Consider the following 22,080-nt stretch of genomic DNA (forward strand, 5'->3'; position numbering starts at 1 on the left):
GGGGGCAATGCCTTGCAATGCTGCATGACTGTTATGCATTATTGTTTATTGTCGGTTTTTTCTCCTGCCGTTATAAGTGTGTCCATCGGGTTCGTTCTCCTCCTCCCAATTGAGCCCGATGACGGAATGCGGCACTCCTCCTCCCAGCCGCATCCATGATCAGGCCGCGCATCTCCTCCCCCGCGCGGCCTTTTTCTTTTTCCAGATTTATTAAATTCATTTCCGTATTCCGCGTTCGGGCTATATCGTCGGCGCGAAAATCACTATTCGTTATTTTGTTTTGATCGAAACATTATAAATGTTTGTTTTGTAACAATATGGTGTAATAGTGCGTTATCCGCTTTTGCAAAGCATGATTTTTGTAGAGGGCAGGAGTTCTAAGAGCTTTGTCTGTTTGTTTGCCCCGTTTATCCCTTGGCTATAAAGGACCTGAAAGTGAAGCAGCGCGATAATTCTGTATTTCTAAATTCCTATTCCGGTTTTCTGTTTGATATGGACGGAACCTTGGTCAATTCCATTCCTGTCGTTGAGCGGATCTGGTTGGAATGGGCAGCAGAACATGGGATTGACGGGCCGGAATTACTCAAAAAAGTACATGGCATCCGCGTTGTCGATGTAATCAAAATGCTCAATATGCCTCACCTTGATCCTAAAGCGATTGCTGCGGCTTTTCTGGCAGAGGAAATGCGCGATTTTGCCGGTATCCGCGCGATTGCCGGTGCAAAAGATTTTATCGCCAGTCTGCCTGCTGATCGCTGGACAATTGTTACCTCCGCGCCGCGTGAGCTGGCTGAAGCGCGTCTGGCCGTCGCAGGGCTACCGATCCCGAAAACAATCGTGGTGGCTGAGGATGTGACTGCCGGTAAGCCTGATCCGTCCGGTTATCGTCTGGGTGCGCAGCGTCTGGGTTTTGATGCTGCCGATTGTCTGGTCTTTGAAGATGCGCCAGCCGGAATTGCTGCGGGTCAGGCTGCCGACTCCGATGTTGTAGTGATCAGCGAAACCCATAGCCATGTGGTGACAGGCGGCAATGTTGAGTTCCGTGACTTTGCTAATCTCGGCATTATGCAGGACAGCGACGGACGCCTGCGCCTGAGCGTTGGTTAAGCGTGACCTATTCAGGCCTTGCGATAGGCCTGAATAGTCTCTGCCAGAATTGCGGTCGCAATTTCTGCCGGTTCCTGTGCGCTGATCGCAAGACCGATCGGCGCATGGATGCGCTGTAAATTGGTCGCTTCAAAACCTGCTGCTGTTAAGCGATCCAGCCTCTTGGCATGGGTTTTCCGGCTGCCTAATGCACCGATATAAAAACAATCGCTGTTTAAGGCGGCGCTCAAGGCCGGATCATCAAGATGCGGAATATGGCTGAGCGCAACAAGCGCCGTAAAACTGTCCGGCTGATGGGTTTTGAAAAATTCTTCCGGCCATGTTTCATGTAACTTTACAGACGGAAAACGCTCTGCCGTGGCAAAACCACTGCGCGGATCATGTATGCTGAGGTCATAGCCGGTGATCCTCACCATTTGTGCCAGCGCCTGCGCAATATGCACAGCGCCAATCACCACAATATGTGGCTGCGGCCGGTAAGTCTGAATGAAGCCGGTTTCATCCAGTTGCGTGATTTTGGCATTATCGGGTGTGGGAATAAGCGAGATATGTCCGTTTGTGAGAACAGTGTGGCTGGTAACGCGCTGGCGTTGAGTCTGTGCCTGCACGATCTGTGTCACCATCTCATGCATCGCTGCATCATAGGGAGCAATCAGCAGCCGGATCGTACCGCCGCAGGATAATCCTGCGGACCAAGCGGTTTCATCGCTGATACCAAAAGACAGATCACGGGTTTGTCCTGTAGCCAGTACGTCTAAGGCTTGTGCAATCACTTCCGCCTCAATGCAGCCGCCGGAGACCGATCCTTCAAAATTACCCTGATCATCGCAGATCAGATGACTGCCCGCAGGGCGCGGTGCAGAACCCCAGACAGAAAGCACGGTAACCAGAGCCAGCTTGCGCTCCTGTTCAAACCAGTTTTGTGCAAGTTGCAGCGGATTGGCGGTTCGCTTGTTCATGGAACTAATGCCTCCTGTGAGGGCAGAAATTTTATTTATCACGCAGGATTTCGCGGCGCAGCACGATGCTGGTGGTCAGATCTTCCACATTTTCGATTTCAGCAATTTTATTGCGGATTTCGTTCAATGCATTGATGGATGCTACTTCCACTTCCACCACCAAATCAAGCTGACCGCTGACTGAGGAGACTTTGCGCACGGCTGGCAGGCCAGCCAGAATATCGAGAATGGAAATGCTCGGCGTGCGTTTCAGCGTAATCATCAGAAAAGCCTGTAGCGCCGCATCATCCAGCAGGCCGATATCAGCGCGGTAGCCACGGATGACACCGTTCTTTTCAAGACGGGCCACGCGCTCGCTGGTGGCGCTGCGGGACAGGCCGACGCGCCCTGCAAGCGTCTTCATCGGAATGCGGGCTTCCTGAGACAGAATGGTCAGAATTTTCTGATCCGTTGCGTCAATATCCTGCATCATTTCCCCTCTGAAACTGCATGGTTTTTACGATGAAAAACCTCGCCGGCAAAGTGACGGTTACTTGAAACAAAGTGCCGGTGCAACCGGCACTTTGTCTGGTGCGCATCTTTTTGTGCTGTGCAAATCTACAATGATACAGATGCAAAGCCTCTTGCCTTGAAAGAGGCAACTGAAACGGAACAATCATGCTTGATACCGCGCCGCAGTTTTCACTTACCGATGCCGCTTCCCTGCTTAAAACCCATTATGGTCTGAGCGGAGATTTGTCGCCGCTCAACAGCGAGCGCGACCAGAATTACAAGGTCGTGACGGCTGAGGGTAAAGTCTTCATTTTGAAAATCGTCAATGCGTCTGAGCCGGTTGTTGAAAGCCGTTTCCAGACTGCATTGTTGAACCACATCCGTGACCATGCCGGTCATTTGCCAGTGCCGCATATTGTGCCGACGCTGAAAGGCGACAGCCTTGCCGATACGCTTTCCGTCAATGGCGATGTGCATAATATTCGTCTGGTCGGCTGGGTAGATGGTCTGCCGCTGGCAGAATCCGCGCGCTCATTGCATGCTTTGGAAGGTCTTGGCGAATTGCTCGGCCAGTTCGATGCGGCTTTGCAGGGCTTCATGCATGCCGGTGCTTTGCGTGATCTCGACTGGGATATGACAAATGCAGGCCGCTCGAAAGACCGTCTGCATTTTGTGAAAAATGCTGATGACCGCGCTTTGTTGGAACGCTTTATCGCCCGTTTTGAAACACAGGTCGCACCAAAGCTCGGCACACTTCGCTCCGGCGTGATCCATAATGATGCGAATGACTGGAATGTGCTGGTTGGCAATGACAATCATGATGTGATTGCCGGTCTGATTGATTTCGGTGATGCGCTCTATACACCAGTGATTGCGGAGGTCGCGATTGCGGCCGCCTATGCCGGTCTGGATCATGATGCACCGATCAGCGCCGCTGCCGCTATCGCTAAAGGTTTTCACAAATATTACCCGCTGCGCGAAGAAGAACTGAATCTGCTTTATGATCTGATCGCCATGCGTCTGGTGACTTCAGTTACGATTTCCGCATCGCGCCACGCAGAAGCGGAAGACAATCCGTATCTGGCGATCAGTGAAAAACCAGCATGGGATTTCCTGCGCAAGCTCGACCGGATGGAACCGCTTTTTGCAACGGCAATCCTGCGCAAGGCTTGCGGCTTTGATGCGGTTTCCGGTGCCTCTGCAACGGTCAGCTGGCTGAAAAACAACCGCTCAAAATTGCTGCCGCTGCTGGATAAACCGGTGGCTGCCTATCCGGCGGAACTGGTGCCTTATGGCGATCCGACCAATCCGATGACCATCAAATCGGCGGAAGAGCAGCCGGTTATTGCACAGGCAATGTGGGAAGAACATTGCGCTGTTACCGGCACGGAAGTCGGTATCGGCCCTTGGGGTGAAGAACGCACGGTCTATGCGGGCGCGATGTTTGAATCCAAACTTGTGAAGGGCAAGCGCCGTACCTACCACTTAGGCCTTGATCTGTTCATGGCTTCCGGCACGCCGCTTTATACCCCGCTCGATGCGATTGTCCGCAGCGTGGATATTGAGCCGGATCCGCTCGGCTATGGTTGCCTGATTACACTGGAACATCGCCCAGTTGGCTGCGCACCATTCATCTCGCTTTGGGGGCATCTGGCGCATGAGGCAGGCAACCGCCTCAAAGCCGGAGATATCTTGAGCGCTGGTGATCTCGTTGCGTATATGGGTGATGAAACCGAAAACGGCCATTGGGCGCCGCATCTGCACTTGCAGATCTGCACCGATACCCGCCTGACTGCGATGGATATTATCGGCGTGGGTGAAGAAGCCTATCTCGATGTCTGGGCAGAGCTGTTTCCGGATGCCCGCAATTTTGCTGGTATGGCTGAAGAGTTCTACCACCAGTCCGGTCGCAGCAAGGACGAAATCGTGGCTATGCGCCGCGAGATGCTGCTGCCGAACCTGTCGATCTCCTATGAAGATCCGATCAAATTCGTTCGCGGTGACGGCGTTTGGTTGATCGACCATAAAGGCCGCGCCTATCTCGATTGCTTCAACAATGTCTGTCATATCGGCCATGCCCATCCGGCGGTTGTCGAAGCTATGGCGAAGCAGGCTTCAACACTCAATACCAATACCCGCTATCTGCATGATAATATTGTCGCCTATGCGGAGCGTCTGACGGCTACCTTGCCGGATAATCTCACCGTTGCCGGTTTCACCAATAGCGGCTCAGAAGCCAATAGTCTGGCACTGCGCATGATGCGTGTGCATACAGGGCGTGAAAACGCGGTTGTGCTCGACTGGTCCTATCATGGCACCACGCAGGAGCTGATTGATATCAGCCCGTATAAATTCAATCGCAAGGGTGGCAAGGGTGCCAAACCGCATGTTTATGTAGCGAAAGTGCCGGACAGCTATCGTGCGCCGAAAGACTGGGCACCGGAAGACCATGCAAAGCTCTATGCGGAAAGCGTGGCTGAGCAGATTGCACTTATGCAGGCAAAGGGTGAAGGTCCGGGCTTCTTTATTGCTGAATCCATTCCGAGTGTTGCCGGTCAGGTCTTCATGCCGGATGGTTATCTTAAAGAAGTTTACAAGATGATCCGTGATGCCGGTGGTATCTGCATTGCCGATGAAGTGCAGGTCGGTTTTGGCCGCGTGGGCAGCCATTGGTGGGCGTTTGAAACACAGGGCGTGACACCGGATATCGTGACCATGGGCAAGCCGATCGGCGACGGTCATCCGATGGCGGCGATGGTCACTACCCGTGAGATCGCTGACAGTTTCAATAATGGCATGGAATATTTCAACACATTCGGCGGTAATCCGGTGTCCTGTGCTGTTGGCCTTGCTGTTCTGGATGTGATCGAGAGCCAGAACCTGCGCGGTAATGCGCTGACAATCGGCAATTATCTGATGGATTCTTTCCGTGAGATGCAGAACCGTTATGAAGTGATCGGCGATGTGCGCGGCCTTGGCCTGTTCCTTGGCATTGAACTGGTCAATGACCGCTACACCAAAGAACCGGCAACCAACATTGCGCGCGCCGTGTGCAATGTCGCTCGCCGTCGCGGTATTCTGATGGGGACAGAAGGTCCGTTTGATAATGTGCTGAAAATGCGTCCGCCAATGATCTTCAGCAAGGCCAATGCTGATTATCTGCTCAATGTGCTGGACGAGGCTTTCGCCGAAGTGACGAAGAAATAAACCGAGCGTATCCCGAAAAGTGTGAAGCGGTTTTCGGACAAGATACGCGTCAAACAAATAGATAGAGCATTTCCTTCAATATAAGATGGGCTGGAAATGCTCTAGACAAAAGGCCGGTGAAATTCACCGGCCTTTTTGTTGTTATTGCGCTGATTTCGAGCGGATATAGGCAATCAGATTGCTGATATCTTCGGTTTTTTTTAATCCTGCAAAAGCCATTTTATTGCCGGGCATGAATTGTTTCGGCGCGGTGAGATAAGAGGTTAGTGTGGCCTCATCCCAGACCATGCCTTCTTCGCCGGCTTTGGTCATCGCAGGTGAATATTTGAAATCTTCAATGCTCGCTGTTTTGCGATCAAGAATATTCACCAGATGCGGGCCGACGCGGTTCTTTGCCTCTTCTACCGTATGGCAGGCTGTGCATTTTGCGAAAACTTTTTTGCCTTTATCAGCATCACCTTCCGCGAGTGCCGGATAGGTAAAAGCGAGGCCGGAGAGAAGTGAAAGCCCGATAATTGTTTTGACAGAAATGCGCATAACTACACCTTGATTAAATCATTGTATCTGCGCGCTATTTTAGCTGAATTTTGTCGCAGCAAGGCTGGTGTTAGCGTCGCTGCGACAAAGCTATACAGGGAGGTTCATGCCAAGCGTTTCATATTTATTTGAAACGGCCACCGCGTTGCAAAACTTCAATCTTGTAGCCGTCCGGATCGGTAATGAAGAAGAAACGGCCGACCGGCACACCATCCGGTTTGAATTCAATCAGCTTGCCCGGATTGAGGCCGGCTTGTTCAAGGCGGGCATGTTCCGCATCAAGGTCGGAGACCGAAACCGCCAGATGACCATAGGCGTCCCCCAGATTGTAAGGTTCAGTGCGGTCTTTGTTGATGGTCAGTTCAAGTTCAAATTCGCTTTCCGCATTGCTCAGGTAAACAAGCGTGAAAGCCTGAAAATCAAGCCGCTCAGCAATGTCGAGATCGAAAGCAGCTTTGTAGAATGTAAGGGAGCGGGCTTCATCAAGCACGCGGATCATGGAGTGAATGTTTTTTGCCATCGGAGCACCGTTCATAAGAGTTTGGAACAGGCTTTCTTGCAGATTCTGCCCTGTTTGTCCCGTTTGACGGTCAGTTCAATGCCGCAGAATAAAGCTATATAAGATAATTCGCATGACTTCATGCCAATGCGTGACAAAGTAGACGGTTGCGCATGATTGGAAAAAGCGGCTGAAAACGCTATGACATTTGCGAAAGACGGGTTGCTTGCGGCGCGATGCAACCGGCAAATGCGGAGAGAATTGCGTGATACCATTCCTGCAGGCAGACGTTCTGGCAAAACCGGAGCCGTTGGATTTTTACGATGCGTTGCGGCTGAGCAGCTTTGGCGGAGATATTGAGTTCGGCGCGGCGACGACGACCGTCTATGCAACCGACAATTCTGTGTATCAGGTGCAGCCGCAGGGCGTGATCTATCCGCGCGGGTTTGAAGATTTACAGCAGATTGCGCAGCTTCTGCAAAGGCAAGAATTCCGCCATCTGAAAATGGCGATGCGCGGCGGCGGCACCGGCACCAACGGCCAGTCGCTGACCGACGGGATTGTGGTTGATACTTCACGCTATATGAACCGCATTCTCTCGATTGATCCGGAAAAACGCATTGCCCGTGTGCAAAGCGGTGTGGTCAAAGATCAGCTCAACAAAGCGCTGAAGCCTTACGGTCTGTTTTTCGCGCCGGAATTGTCTACGTCTAACCGAGCGACTATCGGCGGTATGATCAATACCGATGCCTGCGGGCAGGGTTCCTGCCTTTATGGCAAGACCTCTAATCATGTTTTGGGCTTACGTGCTGTTTTAATGGATGGCAGCGAACTCAATACCAGACCGATGACAAAGCCGGAGCTGGAAGACCTGCAAAAACCGGACACCCGTAGCGGTGCAATCTATCGCCTGATTGATGAAATCGAGCACGATAACCGCGATCTGATCGACAAGACTTTCCCGAAGCTCAACCGCTTTCTCACCGGCTATGATCTGGCACATTTACGCGAGAAAGACGGCGGGCTTAATCTCAATTCTCTGCTCTGCGGGGCGGAAGGTACGCTGGCGCTTATTGCCGAGGCTGATCTCAATCTGCTACCGATCCCGCGTTTCGCGGCACTGATCAATATCCGCTATGATGATTTCAACACTGCGCTGCGCGATGCCCGTTTCCTCACCGGATTGCAGGTGGCTTCGGTTGAGACGATTGATGCGAAAGTGCTGTCACTGGCGCGTGGCGATATTATCTGGAATCGCATTGCGGATTATTTCCCGTCCGAAGAAGGTAAGCGAACAGACGGTATCAATATTGTTGAGGTGTTGGCCGATAGCACTGAGGAACTGGCCGAGAAAATTCGTTTTGTTAGCCAGTCGCTGGCAGATTCTCCGCAAAGTGGTCGTTATGGCTTCACCACCACAGAAAAACCGGATGATATTGAAGCGATCTGGACAATGCGCAAACGCGCCGTTGGTTTGCTTGGTAATGTCGAAGGGGCGCGCCGTCCGGTGGCATTTGTGGAAGACACGGCAGTGCCGCCGGAAAATCTGGCCGATTATATTCTCGAATTCCGCGCGCTGCTGGATGGTGAAGGGTTGGATTACGGCATGTTCGGCCATGTCGATGCGGGTGTGCTGCATGTGCGTCCCGCGCTTGATCTGTCCGATCCTGCGCAGGAAATAATGATCCGCCGTATCTCTGATGCGGTGGTGGCGCTGACGCTGAAATATGGCGGCGTGCTGTGGGGTGAACACGGCAAAGGTGTGCGTTCGGAATATGTGCCGGAATTTTTCGGTCCGCTTTATCCGCAATTGCAGCGCATCAAAGCAGCTTTCGATCCTTATAATCAGCTCAATGCCGGTAAGATCGCCACGCCGGATGATCAGCCGCTGACAAAGATCGATGAACTGGCCTTCCGTGGTCAGAAAGATCGCATCATCCCTGCAGATGTGCGCAATGCTTATGACAATGCGCCTTATTGCAACGGCAATGGCGCTTGTTTTGATTTCAATACGGATTCCGCCATGTGTCCGTCTTTTAAAGGCAGCGGTGACAGGCGCTATTCTCCGAAAGGCCGTGCTTCGCTGATCCGCGAATGGCTGCGCCTGCTGAGTGAAAAAGGCATTGATCCGCGCCGCTCGGCACAGGCTCTGCGGGATAAGCCGCTATGGAGTGGTTTGCTAGGCCGTATCCGCAATAGTCTCGGCTCTAAAAATCGCGATGACTTTTCCCATCAGGTGCGTGATGCGATGGATACCTGCCTTGCCTGTAAGGCTTGTGCAGGGCAATGTCCGGTTAAGGTCAATGTTCCGGCCTTCCGCTCCAAATTCCTTGAACTTTATTACGGCCGCTATCTGCGTCCGCTGAAAGACCCGCTGATTGCCTCAATTGAACATATGATGCCGCTGGTTGCTAAAACCGGCAGGCTTTATAATGGCGTGATGGGCAGTGGTCTTGGTCGCTGGGGTATGAAACAGGTTGGCCTCACAGCTTTGCCGTCGCTGAGTGATGTGAGCCTGACAAAAGAACTGCGCGCCCGCAATATTCAGATGGCGGATGCAAATGTTCTGAACACCCTGAGCACAGAGCAGAAAGCCAAAGCGGTTATTCTGGTGCAGGACAGTTTCACGAGTTTCTTCGATACACAATTGCTGCTGGATGTGCTGGATCTGCTGAAGGCTCTCGGCTTCACGCCTTATCTGGCTGAGCTGAAACCGAACGGCAAAGCGCAGCATGTGCATGGCTATCTGAAATCCTTCACCCGCACGGCACGCAATACCAGTCTTTATCTCAACAGCCTTGCCAAAAGTGGTGTGCCGCTGGTTGGTCTTGATCCATCGATGACACTGACCTATCGCAGTGAATATCGCTCCGCGCTGCCAAATGAGACGGTGCCGGAAGTGATGTTGCCGCAGGAATGGCTGGCGCAGCATCTGGGGCAAATCGCTTCGCATATTAAGCCATCGCTAGAGCGTGCCGCGCAAAACTATATGTTGCTGCCGCATTGTACTGAGAAGACCAATGCCACGCCGACAATTGCGGCTTGGTCAGCGATCTTCAAACATTTCGGCATCAATATGGTGATTGGCGAAAGCGGTTGTTGTGGTATGGCCGGTACTTTCGGTCATGAATTGCGCAACCGCGCACTATCGGAAAATATCTATGATCTGAGCTGGCGGCAGAAAATGCAGACGCATGGCCGAGAGCAAATTGTGATGGCCACAGGTTTTTCCTGCCGCTCGCAGGTTGAGATCATGGAAAAGACGCAAATTCAGCATCCTTTGCAGGTTCTGAAGCAATTGATTGCTTCCTGATCTTAAAGTTTGCAAACGGGTACAATGAGCTCAAAGCGTACAAAATATCTGGCAGTATTGCTTCTTATAGCCGTAGTTCTGCCCGCCAGTGCTTATGGCTACACCAAAGTGCTGGGACGCGTTGGTTCCGGTACGGCTCCGGCTATGGCCGCCACGGAGCAGCAGGCAGACAAGATTGTGGTGCGCAAAAGCACCCGTGAAATGCAGTTGCTGCGCGGGGATGATGTGTTGCGCACTTACCAGATTGCGCTGGGTGGAGCACCGGAAGGTCATAAATTGCAGGAAGGCGATGAGAAAACGCCAGTTGGCGAGTATGTGATCGACTGGCGCAATCCCCGTTCTATGGCGCATCTCAGCCTGCATATTTCTTACCCCAATGAGCAGGATGCAGCGGCAGCCAAAGAAGCGAATGTGTCTCCCGGCGGTAATATTGTGATCCACGGCTTGCCCAATGGTTGGGGCTTCCTGAGTGCTGTGCATCACCTCTGGGACTGGACGGATGGTTGCGTGGCTGTCACCAACCGCGAGATGCAGGAAATCTGGTCAATGGTGCCGAATGGTACGCCGATTTCGATTTCTGAATAATCACAACTGCACAATCCGGTGAGTTTGAAGCAATCATGTTTTAAATATGCCTTTTTTCTGCTGAAAATCGGATCTCCCCTCTTGAAGCTGACGCAACAATGATTAATTAAGGAGCATCTGTGGTATGAAGGCTGCGGAGGTTTTTGTTGGTGAGAGGCACCGGCATCCGCCTTGCATCTGTTTTTTTAACAGCTGGGCTAACCACTACGGAACGAACACAGTACCGGGCCCCTCTGGCGAGAGTTTTACGGCGCTCTCGTGATGTCGGTACTGCCGCAAATATAGCCGGCGGACATGTGATCATGAAAAATTCTTTCATGTTTTTTGCGGAAGGTCATCAGGCCGATTCCGCTTTTAACTTTTGTTCTTATATTGATAATGCGTATCGTACAGACCGGTCTCCGGCCACTAAGGAGATCGTGAAATGAGCACGCCTGCATCTCAGAAAACTGTTCTCAGCTATTTTACCTGGGCATTTATTGTCACCGTAGTCGGTCTGGCGCTGGGTGCATGGCTCGGCTGGCAGTCCACCGGTACGATCGGTGGTATGGCCTCGATCTTTTTTATCTGCACGGTTCTGGCCGTGCTGGAAATCTCGCTGTCCTTTGATAATGCGGTGGTGAATGCCAATAAGCTGAAAGACATGACGCCGGAATGGCAGCATCGCTTTCTGACATGGGGTATCATCATTGCCGTTTTCGGTATGCGTATAGTTTTCCCGCTGCTGGTTGTGGTGATTGCTGCCGGTATCGGTCCGATTGAAGCAATCGTTCTGGCTGCTGCGAAACCTGAAGAATATGCGCGTATCATGACTGATGCGCATCTGCCGATTGCCGCTTTCGGTGGTACCTTCCTGTTGATGGTGGGACTGACCTATTTCTTCAATTCCGACAAGGATGTGCATTGGTTCGGCCCGTTGGAACGCCCAATGGCGCGTCTGGCTGAAATCAAAGGGGTTGAAGTTGCAATCGTTTTGATCCTGCTTCTGACCTTCTCGTCAATTCTAGGTGAAGTTGAAGGTACGACATTCCTTTATTCCGGCGTTTACGGTCTTCTGACCTTCCTTGCTGTGGAAGTGGTTGGCGGTATTCTTGATGCTTCGCAGAAAACACTGAATGCTGCGGCACAGGGTGGTTTTGGTGCTTTCCTTTATCTTGAAGTGCTGGATGCCAGCTTCTCCTTCGATGGTGTGATCGGTGCTTTTGCTCTGTCGCAGAACCTGTTCGTGATCGCGATCGGTCTGGGTATCGGTGCGATGTATGTGCGTTCCATGACCATCATGCTGGTCGAAAAAGGCACATTGAGCGAATACCGCTATCTGGAACATGGTGCATTCTATGCGATCCTGATCCTCTCGGTGGTGATGTATTTCCAGACACTCGTGCATATTCCGGAAGTGATTACCGGTCTTGGCGGTGCGGTACTGATTGGTATCGCGTTCTGGGCGTCGGTTCGTCATAACCGTCGTGAAGAACATGCAGAAGCAAAAGCTGAAGCTGTAGCAGCCGAGTAAGCTGTTTCATCACCTTCACGTAATTATGAGCCGCCGGATCACTCCGGCGGCTTTATTATTTTGCATGATTGCAAAGCTGCGATTATTGCTCATTGATGAGAAGCAGCATGTACGGATAGCAAGAACGGAAGAGGCAATGGAAACAGGCGGACAGAATATGAGTGACAAACAAGCTGTTTCTGTGAGCATTAATGCTGTTAAGCCGCCGGTACAGCATGGTCTGTGGCGCTCTTATATGCTGATCTTTCTGCCAATGCTGCTGTCCAATATTTTGCAGGCGGCTTCCGGTACGCTGAATGGTATTTTTGTTGGCCGGATGATGGGCGTTGATGCGCTGGCGGCAATGTCCGCCTTTGCTCCGGTGTTCTTTTTGTTTCTGGGATTGATTATCGGTCTTGGTGCCGGTGCCACTGTGCTGATCGGGCAGGCATGGGGTGCCCGCGATATGGTCAAGCTGCATGGCATTGCGGGCAGTGCAGTGGCTATGGTGATGACTGTGTCTGTCACTGTTGCAATAATGGGCGGATTATTCGCCACACAGCTAATGGAGTTTTTGGGCACACCGCAGGCTGTATTATACGAGTCTTCCCATTATGCCCGTATCATGATGATGGGCATGCCGGTGATTTTCCTGCTCTGGTTGATGAGCAATATGAGCCGCGGCGTAGGTGATGCGGTCAGTCCGCTCTGGGCGCTGGTGATTGCCACGGGTGTTGCAATGGTGCTGACACCGGTCTTCATTGAAGGTTGGCTGGGCTTTCCGCAGCTCGGTGTGATGAGTGCAGCCGTTTCCACAGTGATTGCTTCCGCTGTTGCGCTGGTCTGGCTGATCTGGTTCTGGAATCGGCGCAATCATCCTATGGCATTTACACGCAGTTTTCTGGCTCTGATCCGGTTTAACAGCACCTATTGTAAAACCATTTTGCGGGTTGGCCTGCCGACAGCACTGCAGATGCTGACCATCGCTTTTGCGGAAATCGTTTTGCTGGGGCTGGTCAACGGGCATGGTACTCAGGCAACCGCCGCCTATGGCGCAATTGTGCAGACATTGGGCTGGGTGCAGTTTCCGGCTATTTCTATCGGGATCACCGCTTCCATTCTGGCCGCGCAGGCTGTGGGGGCAGGGCGTAATGAGCAGGTGCATAAGATTGTGATTGCGGGATTGCAGCTCAACTGGCTGGTAACGGGCGCTTGCGTGACGTTGGCCTATTTGCTGTCGGGTTATATCACCAGTGCGTTTTTGACCGAGCAGGTTGTGGCCGATCTGGCAGCGCATTTGCTGCATATCGTGCTTTGGACGATTGTCTTGTTTGGCATGAGCAGCGTGTTTATGAGTTCCATGCGGGCAAGCGGAGCAATTTATGCACCAACTGTTCTGACTATGAGCGCTATCTTACTGGTGGAAATTCCGGCAGCCTATTTATTCAATCGCTGGATCGGCATTGACGGGATCTGGTGGGCCTATTCGCTGACCTTCGCCACGATGCTGTGCCTGCAATCGGGCTATTATTATTTCATCTTCAGTAAGCGGAAAATTGTGAAGCTGATTTAGAGCATGTCTCCCAAAAGTGGGAACCGGTTTTGGGATAAAGACATGCGTGAAAACAAAAAAATAGAGTATTTCCGATGATTCAATCAAAACAGGAAATACTCTAGAAAAGCCGGCAGTGCCGGCTTTTTTTGTTATTTCACATTGGCGGCAAGGCCGGAAAGAACGCTCATCCAGCCGACAGCTTCCGCTACATTTGCACAATCAAAGCTGATGGTGGTGGCGTCCGTGCGCTTGGCGCAAGGGATAATTGCCATCTGATCGGCCAGCAGCGGGGAGTTCATAATGAACTCTGCATGGATACGGCTGGTAAATGGTTTCCAGACTTTCAGCTCATTTTTGCGCTCAACGGCCTTTTTCGCCAGATCACGGATCATAGCGCGGGCATTTTGCACGGAAATCTGTCGCGCTGCACGGGTGCCTAATGCTGTTTTGACGGTGGCAAATTCAGCTTGCGGGAAGAACCGACGGTTTTCCAGTTCGGTCTGATCGTCGCCGGTAATCAGTGCCACCGGCACACCAAGCTCACCGGCATAGGCACCATAAAAGCCGGGCTCGCCAACAATCTGACCATTGAGTTTGATGGTGCGGAAGGCGAAGCCATTGGTGGTATGGGCAAGCACGCCATATTGCGCGGCACTGGCGTGATGACCGGTAAAGAACAACAGGTCAAAGTTTTCATCCAGACCGGCAGCCATGTTGAACTTCTTCGGGCGGCCAAGGATCAGTTCTGCTGCCGGATGCAGCATTTCCGGAATGATATTGACCATCGGGCCATGCGAGTCATTGACCAGAATATAGTCTGCTCCGCCTGCCAGTGCGCCTTCAATGGCAGCATTGACTTCTTCTGTCATCAGGCGGCGCGCGCGTTCATATTCCGGATTGCCTGGCTGACCTTGCTGCGATGTTACAACACCGGCCACACCTTCAATATCCGCACAAATATAGACTCTCATATTTCCCCTCCGGCAATCATGATTGATTCCGCAATTCCGAGGCTACATTGACAAAAAAGCCCCGCAGCTTCAACCGAAGCGCGGGGCTTGAATGGCTTAAAATCTTATAGATAAAGCAGATTAGCTGAAATCGGCCGGATTAATACCGAGGGTGCGCAGGTCTCTTTCATGCGGGCGGCGACGGCCTTCAACAGCAGCGGCTGCGGAAGCTGCGGCACCGAAAACAGCCAGTGCGCGGCTGATGAAATTACGGGAATGCTTTGTACGTTCTGTCATCTTGCTTCTCCGTGTTTGGGGCTTTGTCTTTTTGCAAAGCCGTAATCTGATACTCCAAAGATGGGATCACGAAGCCGTTTTCACAACTGACAGAATGACAGAGCTGCCATGCATGAATCGCATGGCCGGTTAAATAATGATGACAAGTAAAGAAAAAGCCCGCCGGTTATGCCGGCGGGCTCGTTACTTTTGGAGGTATAAAGATTTAGTCTTCATTCGCCGCAAGCTGGGAGAGTACCTGACCGCGGCCACGGGCACGCATAATCAGCGGGACGATCAGCGCCAAAGCTGCGATGGTCAGCAGGACGGCTGCAATAGGGGAGGTGAACAACACGGTCACATCACCCTGACTGATCGACAAAGCGCGGCGCAATTGCTGCTCGGCCAGCGGGCCAAGGATCAGGCCAACGACTGCCGGTGCAATCGGATAACCGAATACACGCATACCATAACCCATCAGGCCGAATGCCAGCAGCATGCCGAGTTCAAACACCGACGGATTGGCACCGATTGTACCAAGGGTGGCGAACATCAAAATACCGGCATAAAGCCACGGTTTAGGGATGGTCAGCAATTTGACCCAAAGACCGATCAGCGGCAGGTTCAGCACCAGCAGCATGAAATTGGCGATGAGCAAGCTGGCAATCAGACCCCAGACCAGCTGCGGATTGGTCGCAAACAGCAATGGCCCCGGTTGTAAGCCATATTGCTGGAAACCGGCCAGCATGATTGCAGCGGTTGCTGTTGTCGGTAGGCCGAGCGTGAGAAGAGGGACAAGCGTACCGGCAGCAGACGCATTATTGGCGGCCTCCGGTCCTGCAACACCTTCAATCGCACCGTGGCCGAACTCTTCCGGATGCTTGGTGAGTTTGCGCTCGGCTGCATAAGAAAGAAATGTACCGATTTCCGCGCCGCCCGCAGGCATGGCACCAATCGGAAAGCCGATAAATGTACCGCGCAACCACGGTTTCCATGACCGTGCCCAGTCGGCGGGTGACATCCACAGCGAGCCTTTTACCGCTTCCACTTTGTCTGGTGCCCGTGATCCCTGAGCTGCAATATACAGAGTTTCACCAATTGCAAACATGGCTACGGCCAGCGTGGTCACTTCAATACCGTCAAGCAAATCCGGCACACCGAATGACAAACGTGCCTGACCGGTGAGCTGGTCAATACCGATGGTCGCAAGAGCAAGGCCGATAAACAGCGAGGTCAGCCCGCGCAGAGCACTGTCGCCGAAAGCTGAGGAGACTGTAACGAAAGCCAGCACCATCAATGCAAAATATTCGCGGGGGCCGAAAACCAGCGCGAGCTTAACAATATAAGGCGCAATGAAAGCCAGACCGATCGTGGCAATCAGGCCGGCAACAAAAGAGCCGATCGCCGCAGTGGCAAGAGCAGGGCCGCCGCGTCCTTTGCGCGCCATTTTGTTACCTTCCAGAGCGGTAACAATCGAGGCGCTTTCACCCGGCGTATTCAACAGGATGGAGGTGGTGGAGCCGCCATACATGCCGCCGTAATAAATACCGGCAAACATGATCAGCGAACCTGCCGCATCAAGCTGATAGGTGACAGGCAGCAGCAAAGCGACTGTCAGGGCAGGGCCGATGCCCGGCAGCACACCGACAGCGGTGCCCAGCGTCACGCCGATCAGCGCATAGAGCAGGTTCATTGGCTGCGTTGCAACCATAACCCCCTGCATGAGAAATTCAAATGTAGACATTTAAGCATTTTCCCGTGCTGTGCCGTTTTCGCTGTTTTAAAGACGTTGCGGCAACGAGAAGAAAAGACGGTGCAAGCTCAGAAGAACAACCGTTCTAACGGCCCTGCAGGCAGTGACAATTGCAGCAATTTGGCAAAAACCAGCCAGATCACATAACAGGCAGCAATTCCGACAGGGATCGAGAACCACAATTTGCGTTTACCAAAGCCATAGGCTGTCAGTGCAAACATAATACCTGTGGCAATGGAAAAGCCTGCTGTGTTGAGCAGTAGCATCTGCGCGGTAAGCCCGCCGACAATCCAGAGAACCGGTTTGACTTCCTGTGGCTCGCGCTCAGGAAAATCATGGCGAAAAGCCGCAATAATTGTCCAGATCGCCAGTCCGGCAAGACCAAAGGCAATTGCTTTCGGCACAGTCGCGGGGCCGACCTGCGAGTAGCCGGCAGCCTCGGAAAGCCGCGCCATATCCCAGAACATGATGCCGGAAATAACGAGCAATATGGCAGCGATACAAAGCGCCGCCCGATCGGGGCGACGCTGTGTTGCAGGTTTCAGTTCACTCATTGAACAAGACCGATATCTTTCAGGACACCTTCAGTTGCCTGAATATCTTTGTCGAGCTGTGCATCAAACGCATCGCCTGCCAGATAGGTGTCAGCCCAGCCTTTGGTTTTCAGCGTATCCTGCCAGGATTTGGATTTGGCCAGCTTTTCAATGTCAGCATTGATTGCAGCTTTCTGCTCGGCTGAAATGCCCGGAGCTGCGGCCAGCATACGCCAGTTTTCCACAACCACATCAAGACCGGATTCTTTCAAAGTCGGTGCATCAATGCCTTCAATACGTTCGGCGCTGGAGACAGCGAGCAGACGCAATGTGCCAGATTTGACCTGCGATTCAAATTCGCCGTAACCGGAAATACCGGCGGAAACCTGACTGCCGAGGATAGCGGCGAGTGCTTCACCACCGCCGGAATAGGCAATATAGTTGATTTTCTTAGGGTCAACGCCTGCAGCCTTGGCAATCAGACCAACAGCAATATGGTCAGTGCCGCCTGCAGAGCCACCGCCCCATGAAACTGCGCCCGGATCTTTTTTCAGTGCTTCAACCAGATCGCCCATTGTCTGGAAAGGAGAAGAAGCAGGTACAACGATTGCTTCATATTCACCGGTCAGACGTGCGATCGGGGTAACATCTTTCAGCGTTACAGGCGATTTATTGGTCAGAATTGCGCCGACCATGACATAACCGCCGACGATCAGAGCATCGCTTTTGCCTTTTTGCTGGCTGGCAAACTGAGCGAGACCGATTGTGCCGCCGGCACCCGGTACGTTCTGTACCTGAACTTTACCGGAAATGCCTTCCTGCTGCAGAACTGTCTGCAGGGAACGGGCTGTCTGATCCCAGCCGCCGCCCGGATTAGCCGGTGCAATGATGGTGTAATCTGCTGCATAGGCAGGCAGCGCCAAAGCGCCTGCGAAGAGGGAAGCGAGTAGAATTTTTTTCAAGTCTGATCCTCCGGATGCTGCGTTGAAACGCAGGCTGTGGTTTTTTAATAAAACGCACGGGAAGGATCAGGCATGCGGTGCCCCCGACCAAATGACATTTCCTCCCCGGTGCTGTTGTTAAACCGCCTCCACGGACAACAGCCCTGCCAATCCACCATATCAAGCTGACATGAACCTGACACCTTATGCTTTGCGCACAAATTTAAAAGTTCATATGTTGTTTCAGGATTGTGAGCCTGTTTCGGCTAAAATCAATGTTATTTTTAATGCTGGCGCAGAACATTGTTCCATTTTGCAATTAAACGGCTGCGTTTGACCTGATCAAGATAGACCATCAGTCCGGGGCTGACCGGAACCGGTTTCAACTGGCTGCCATGTATTTCCTGCATGGTCAGCGCGGTATTGTCTCCTGCGACCTCAGGGCTGACTGCGGGGATTTGTAATTGGCGGGCGAGGATTGTCTGGCCTTCTTTCGACATGAAGAATTCAAGATAACGCCGTCCCAGTTCCGGTGATGCAGCAGCTTCCGGCACCAGTCCGATGCGTGACATGACGACCGTATAATCCTTGGGCAAAATGATGCCGACATCCGGATTACGCGCCGCCCAGTCTGCGGCATAGGAGCCAAGAATATTATAGCCGAGCACAAAGCGGCCGTCGGCAACGCGTTCCACAATGGCCTGACTGGTGGAGTAGAGTTTGACGCCTGCCGCCCCCATCGCCTGAATAACAGTCCATATATCATCGAACTGTTCCTGATCGCGTGCCATGAACAGAAAGCCCACACCGGAGCGCTCAATATCATAGGTGCCGATGCGGCCATACACAGCCTCGCCGCGTTCTTTGAGATAGGCAACGAACTCGGCGCGTGTTGACGGCGGTTTGCGGTCTGTAAATTCCGGCTTGTGATAGACAAAGACAGCGGGCTCAAAGGTCAGGGCATAAGCCGTATTGCGCCAGTTTGCCCATGAGGGCCAGCGTTCGCTCATAGGCAAAAGGCTGGCTTGCGCATAGCCGTCATTGGTGAGTTTGACCTGCAAATCCATTGCCGAGGAAAAGGCAAAATCAGCGGTTTTTAATCCGTCATCTGTCTCACGGACAATCCGCTCGTAAATTTCTGTGGTGAGCAGATCTTCATAGCGCACAGCGATATCAGGGTTGTTCTTTTGAAAGCCTTCAATCATCGGGCGGGCAAGCGGCTCATCCAGTGAAGAATAAACCACCAGAACGGAAGCACTCTTGTTACCGTTGACAGCGGGGAACAACATGGGTGTGGCTCGGGTGTCGCTGGTATGAAATTGCAATGTCAGCAAGCTTAAAATCACACTCAGCCAAAAACGGTGCACGCGCTCATTCCCTCCGGATTATGATCAGGCAAAACAAAAATACGCGGCACTTTATGACCCTTTTGCGGGATTATTTATATGTGCGGCGCTGAGATTGCCCGTAGTATCATGAAGCGTAATCATTATATGCTGCAAGCGGGAGAAACAATACGGGCTGTTTCGGGCATTTTCGATGGCTCAAACACATCAGAATAGGCTCTGATAATAGCGGGGAGAGATTTGCTGCGTGCGGATTTTGCTGGTTGAGGATAATAAGGCGCTGTCCGAAGGGCTTGGCGCCTTGCTGCGCGGCAGTGGTTATGCGGTTGATATTGTGGAGGATGGTGCGTCTGCCCATGCTGCCGCCGCTGCCGAAAATTTTGATCTGGTGATCCTTGATCTCAACCTGCCGGAAATGGACGGGCTGGAGGTCTTGCGCGCTATGCGTGCGCGGCAAAATCAGGCGGCAGTGCTTATTCTGACAGCACGTGGCACGCCGGAAGAGCGGGTGCGCGGGCTGGATCTTGGTGCCGATGATTACATGATTAAGCCGTTTGATATCAGCGAATTTGAAGCGCGGGTCCGTGTGCTGTTACGGCGGCAGGCGGGGTTGCGCCATGCGCTGGTGCATTTTGGTGCAGTTACGCTTGATCTGAATACACGCACATTCAGCGCTTCGGGCAGCGCAGCCGGACAATCGATTGATATTCCGGCACGCGAGCTTGGTCTGCTGGAACTGTTATTTGTGCGTGGCGGCAAGGTGGTGGCAAAAGAGGCGATTGTGCAATCGCTCAGCGGTTTCGACCATGATCTGAGTTCCAATGCCATTGAGCAATATGTCAGCCGTCTGCGTAAAAGGCTTGCGCCTTACGGACTGACGGTGAAAACCGCACGCGGGCTTGGTTATTATCTGGATCGTTTATCCGGTGTGCAGCCGGTCGCAGCTGCGGACACGCCTAAGGACTTTTCCAAGGACCTTTAATGAGAGAAACCACCTATTCCCTGCGCAGACGTTTGCTTGGCTGGTTGCTGGTTTCAACCATGCTGATCGGGCTGATTGCGCTGGCGGATACCTATCAGGAAGCGGTTAATACGGCGAATAACGTGGCCGACCGCGTGCTGAGCGGCTCGGCTCTGGCGATTGCCGAACGTGTTGTCGTGTCCGAGCATGGCGATCTGGAGGTGGATATTCCTTATGTGGCGCTGGAAATGCTAACCTCCGCTGCCCAAGACCGTGTATTTTATCGCGTGGACGGCCCGCCGGGGCAGTTTATTACAGGCTATGAAAACCTGCCGCTTTTGAAAAATCCGGACAACAAAAATCTTGAGTTCGGAGACGGTATCTATCGGGGGGAACCGATCCGGCTAGCCTTATTGCGCCGTTCGGCCTCAACCGGCGTGAATTCGGTGCCTTTTACGGTTACGGTTGCTGAAACCACAATGGCACGGCGACAGCTGACGCAAACCATTTTGCTACGCTCAGCACTGCGGCTTTTGTTTATGATTGCGGGCACGGCGCTGGTGGTCTGGGTGGCTGTAACCTATGCTTTGCGCCCGCTTTATCGCCTGAGCGATGCCATTGCCGAGCGCAATCCGCAGGATTTGCACCCGATCAGCGAATATGTGCCCAATGAAGTGCAGGGGTTGGTGGAGACGGTTAATTCTTTCATGGTGCGGTTGCAATCGGCACTGGAGGCTTTGCGCCATTTCACCGGCAATGCCAGCCATCAGCTGCGCACGCCTTTAGCTATAGTGCGCACCCAGCTTGCTCTTGCTCAGCGCAGTGGTGACCGCGAGGCCATGTTGGAAGCGGTGGCGCAAGCCGATCAGGCTGTGGCTCATGCGGAACGTATTTTGGCGCAATTGCTGATGCTGGCAAAAATTGATGCCTCCGGCGACCAGACTGTACAAATGCTCGGATCTGTTGATCTGGCTGAAATGGCACGGGAGATAACCGGCGATTATGTGCGTGAGGCGGCGCAGAATAATATTGATCTGGGCTATGAAGGGGAAGACAGTCTGACAGTGCAGGGTGACAGGCTGTTGCTGGAAGAAGCTTTGAAAAACCTGATTAGCAATGCACTGCTTTATGCCGGTACAGAGGTAGTGGTGACCGTTCGTGCCCGCAGGCAGGGTGAGCTTGTTTTCCTTGAGGTCGAGGATAATGGTAAAGGTGTGCCTGAGGAACAGCTTGCCCTGATCCGCAATCGTTTTGACCGCGGCTCTGTTTCTAAAATCACAGGCCATCCGCCAGCGGGCAGCGGTCTCGGCTTGTCGATTGTTGAGGAAATTGCAGCTTTGCATGGCGGTCATCTGATCCTGCAAAAAGCAATGCAGAGCAACGGGCTGCTCGCAGCCATCCGGTTTTCCGCTTCTTTGTAAAATACTCTGGCCGGTTATCGTCATGGTTGGTTTTTGATAGATCATTCCGGCCGATTTACTGACATGCAGACATTTATCTTGTTGCAAGCGGAAGGTTTTTAGCTAAAACCGCAAGTAAGTTGAATTGAAATATCATATTTATGCGGATGTATG

General features: G+C 52.6%; 18 protein-coding genes. 8 read left to right on the forward strand and 10 right to left on the reverse strand.

The features are described 5' to 3' along the window. Window positions 1-435: 435 nt before the first annotated feature. Window positions 436-1,107 (forward strand): HAD family hydrolase, encoded by a 672-nt coding sequence (locus P8H26_RS03160; RefSeq protein WP_289631394.1) that lies wholly within the window; start codon window positions 436-438, stop codon window positions 1,105-1,107. Window positions 1,108-1,118: 11 nt separating this feature from the next. Here the strand turns inward: P8H26_RS03160 and P8H26_RS03165 are convergent, their stop codons facing one another. Further along, a complete protein-coding gene (locus tag P8H26_RS03165; RefSeq protein ID WP_289631395.1) occupies window positions 1,119-2,066 on the reverse strand; it encodes an XdhC family protein in 948 nt (315 codons plus the stop codon). A gap of 31 nt (window positions 2,067-2,097) precedes the next feature. After that, complete coding sequence (locus P8H26_RS03170; protein ID WP_028233479.1) at window positions 2,098-2,535, reverse strand: Lrp/AsnC family transcriptional regulator; 438 nt, start codon at window positions 2,533-2,535, stop codon at window positions 2,098-2,100. A 188-nt stretch (window positions 2,536-2,723) separates the two neighbouring features. On the opposite strand from P8H26_RS03170, the gene P8H26_RS03175 reads away from it, so the two are divergent. Beyond that, window positions 2,724-5,765: an aminotransferase class III-fold pyridoxal phosphate-dependent enzyme gene (locus tag P8H26_RS03175; protein ID WP_289631396.1), complete on the forward strand. Its 3,042-nt coding sequence runs from the start codon at window positions 2,724-2,726 to the stop codon at window positions 5,763-5,765. 141 nt (window positions 5,766-5,906) lie between these two features. Here P8H26_RS03175 and P8H26_RS03180 read toward each other — a convergent pair whose 3' ends face one another. Together P8H26_RS03180 and P8H26_RS03185 are read right to left on the reverse strand one after the other, a co-directional pair. Next, on the reverse strand, window positions 5,907-6,302 hold the full coding sequence (locus P8H26_RS03180; RefSeq protein ID WP_289631397.1) for a cytochrome c family protein: 396 nt from the start codon (window positions 6,300-6,302) through the stop codon (window positions 5,907-5,909). A gap of 124 nt (window positions 6,303-6,426) precedes the next feature. After that, on the reverse strand, window positions 6,427-6,822 hold the full coding sequence (locus P8H26_RS03185) for a VOC family protein (protein WP_289631398.1): 396 nt from the start codon (window positions 6,820-6,822) through the stop codon (window positions 6,427-6,429). 244 nt (window positions 6,823-7,066) lie between these two features. Between P8H26_RS03185 and P8H26_RS03190 the strand changes: the two genes are divergently transcribed. The 4 genes from P8H26_RS03190 to P8H26_RS03205 all read left to right on the forward strand — a co-directional run bounded on the left by P8H26_RS03190 (window position 7,067) and on the right by P8H26_RS03205 (window position 13,764). Further along, window positions 7,067-10,114, forward strand: a complete 3,048-nt coding sequence (locus tag P8H26_RS03190) for an FAD-binding and (Fe-S)-binding domain-containing protein (protein ID WP_289631399.1) — start codon at window positions 7,067-7,069, stop codon at window positions 10,112-10,114. Window positions 10,115-10,138: 24 nt separating this feature from the next. Continuing rightward, the gene (locus P8H26_RS03195; protein ID WP_289631400.1) at window positions 10,139-10,699 is read left to right on the forward strand and encodes a murein L,D-transpeptidase family protein; all 561 of its coding nucleotides are present in this window, start codon (window positions 10,139-10,141) and stop codon (window positions 10,697-10,699) included. Window positions 10,700-11,123: 424 nt separating this feature from the next. Beyond that, a complete protein-coding gene (locus P8H26_RS03200; RefSeq protein ID WP_289631401.1) occupies window positions 11,124-12,212 on the forward strand; it encodes a DUF475 domain-containing protein in 1,089 nt (362 codons plus the stop codon). Between the two features lie 157 nt (window positions 12,213-12,369). Further along, window positions 12,370-13,764: an MATE family efflux transporter gene (locus tag P8H26_RS03205; RefSeq protein WP_289631402.1), complete on the forward strand. Its 1,395-nt coding sequence runs from the start codon at window positions 12,370-12,372 to the stop codon at window positions 13,762-13,764. Between the two features lie 131 nt (window positions 13,765-13,895). On the opposite strand, the gene P8H26_RS03210 is transcribed toward P8H26_RS03205, so the two are convergent. From P8H26_RS03210 to P8H26_RS03235, 6 genes are all read right to left on the reverse strand, one after another. Then, window positions 13,896-14,717, reverse strand: coding sequence for a M55 family metallopeptidase (locus P8H26_RS03210; RefSeq protein WP_289631403.1), 822 nt, complete (start codon window positions 14,715-14,717; stop codon window positions 13,896-13,898). A gap of 120 nt (window positions 14,718-14,837) precedes the next feature. Next, window positions 14,838-14,993: a hypothetical protein gene (locus tag P8H26_RS03215; protein ID WP_162994568.1), complete on the reverse strand. Its 156-nt coding sequence runs from the start codon at window positions 14,991-14,993 to the stop codon at window positions 14,838-14,840. 205 nt (window positions 14,994-15,198) lie between these two features. Then, complete coding sequence (locus P8H26_RS03220; RefSeq protein ID WP_289631404.1) at window positions 15,199-16,716, reverse strand: tripartite tricarboxylate transporter permease; 1,518 nt, start codon at window positions 16,714-16,716, stop codon at window positions 15,199-15,201. A gap of 77 nt (window positions 16,717-16,793) precedes the next feature. Then, entirely contained in the window at window positions 16,794-17,279 is a 486-nt protein-coding gene (locus P8H26_RS03225) for a tripartite tricarboxylate transporter TctB family protein (protein WP_289631405.1), read from the reverse strand. Next, entirely contained in the window at window positions 17,276-18,220 is a 945-nt protein-coding gene (locus tag P8H26_RS03230) for a tripartite tricarboxylate transporter substrate binding protein (RefSeq protein ID WP_289631406.1), read from the reverse strand. The genes P8H26_RS03225 and P8H26_RS03230 overlap by 4 nt, the downstream gene beginning before the upstream one ends. A 263-nt stretch (window positions 18,221-18,483) precedes the next feature. Beyond that, a complete protein-coding gene (locus P8H26_RS03235) occupies window positions 18,484-19,488 on the reverse strand; it encodes an ABC transporter substrate-binding protein (RefSeq protein ID WP_289631549.1) in 1,005 nt (334 codons plus the stop codon). Between the two features lie 304 nt (window positions 19,489-19,792). Here P8H26_RS03235 and P8H26_RS03240 point away from each other — a divergent pair, with 304 nt between their 5' ends. Continuing rightward, the gene (locus P8H26_RS03240) at window positions 19,793-20,527 is read left to right on the forward strand and encodes a response regulator transcription factor (RefSeq protein WP_289631407.1); all 735 of its coding nucleotides are present in this window, start codon (window positions 19,793-19,795) and stop codon (window positions 20,525-20,527) included. Continuing rightward, a complete protein-coding gene (locus tag P8H26_RS03245) occupies window positions 20,527-21,927 on the forward strand; it encodes a sensor histidine kinase (RefSeq protein WP_289631408.1) in 1,401 nt (466 codons plus the stop codon). Before P8H26_RS03240 ends, P8H26_RS03245 begins: the two co-directional genes overlap by 1 nt. The last annotated feature ends 153 nt before the right edge of the window (window positions 21,928-22,080 follow it).

Origin of the sequence: Pseudochrobactrum sp. sp1633, assembly GCF_030376605.1 — a bacterium.
In the GTDB taxonomy this organism is placed as follows: domain Bacteria; phylum Pseudomonadota; class Alphaproteobacteria; order Rhizobiales; family Rhizobiaceae; genus Pseudochrobactrum.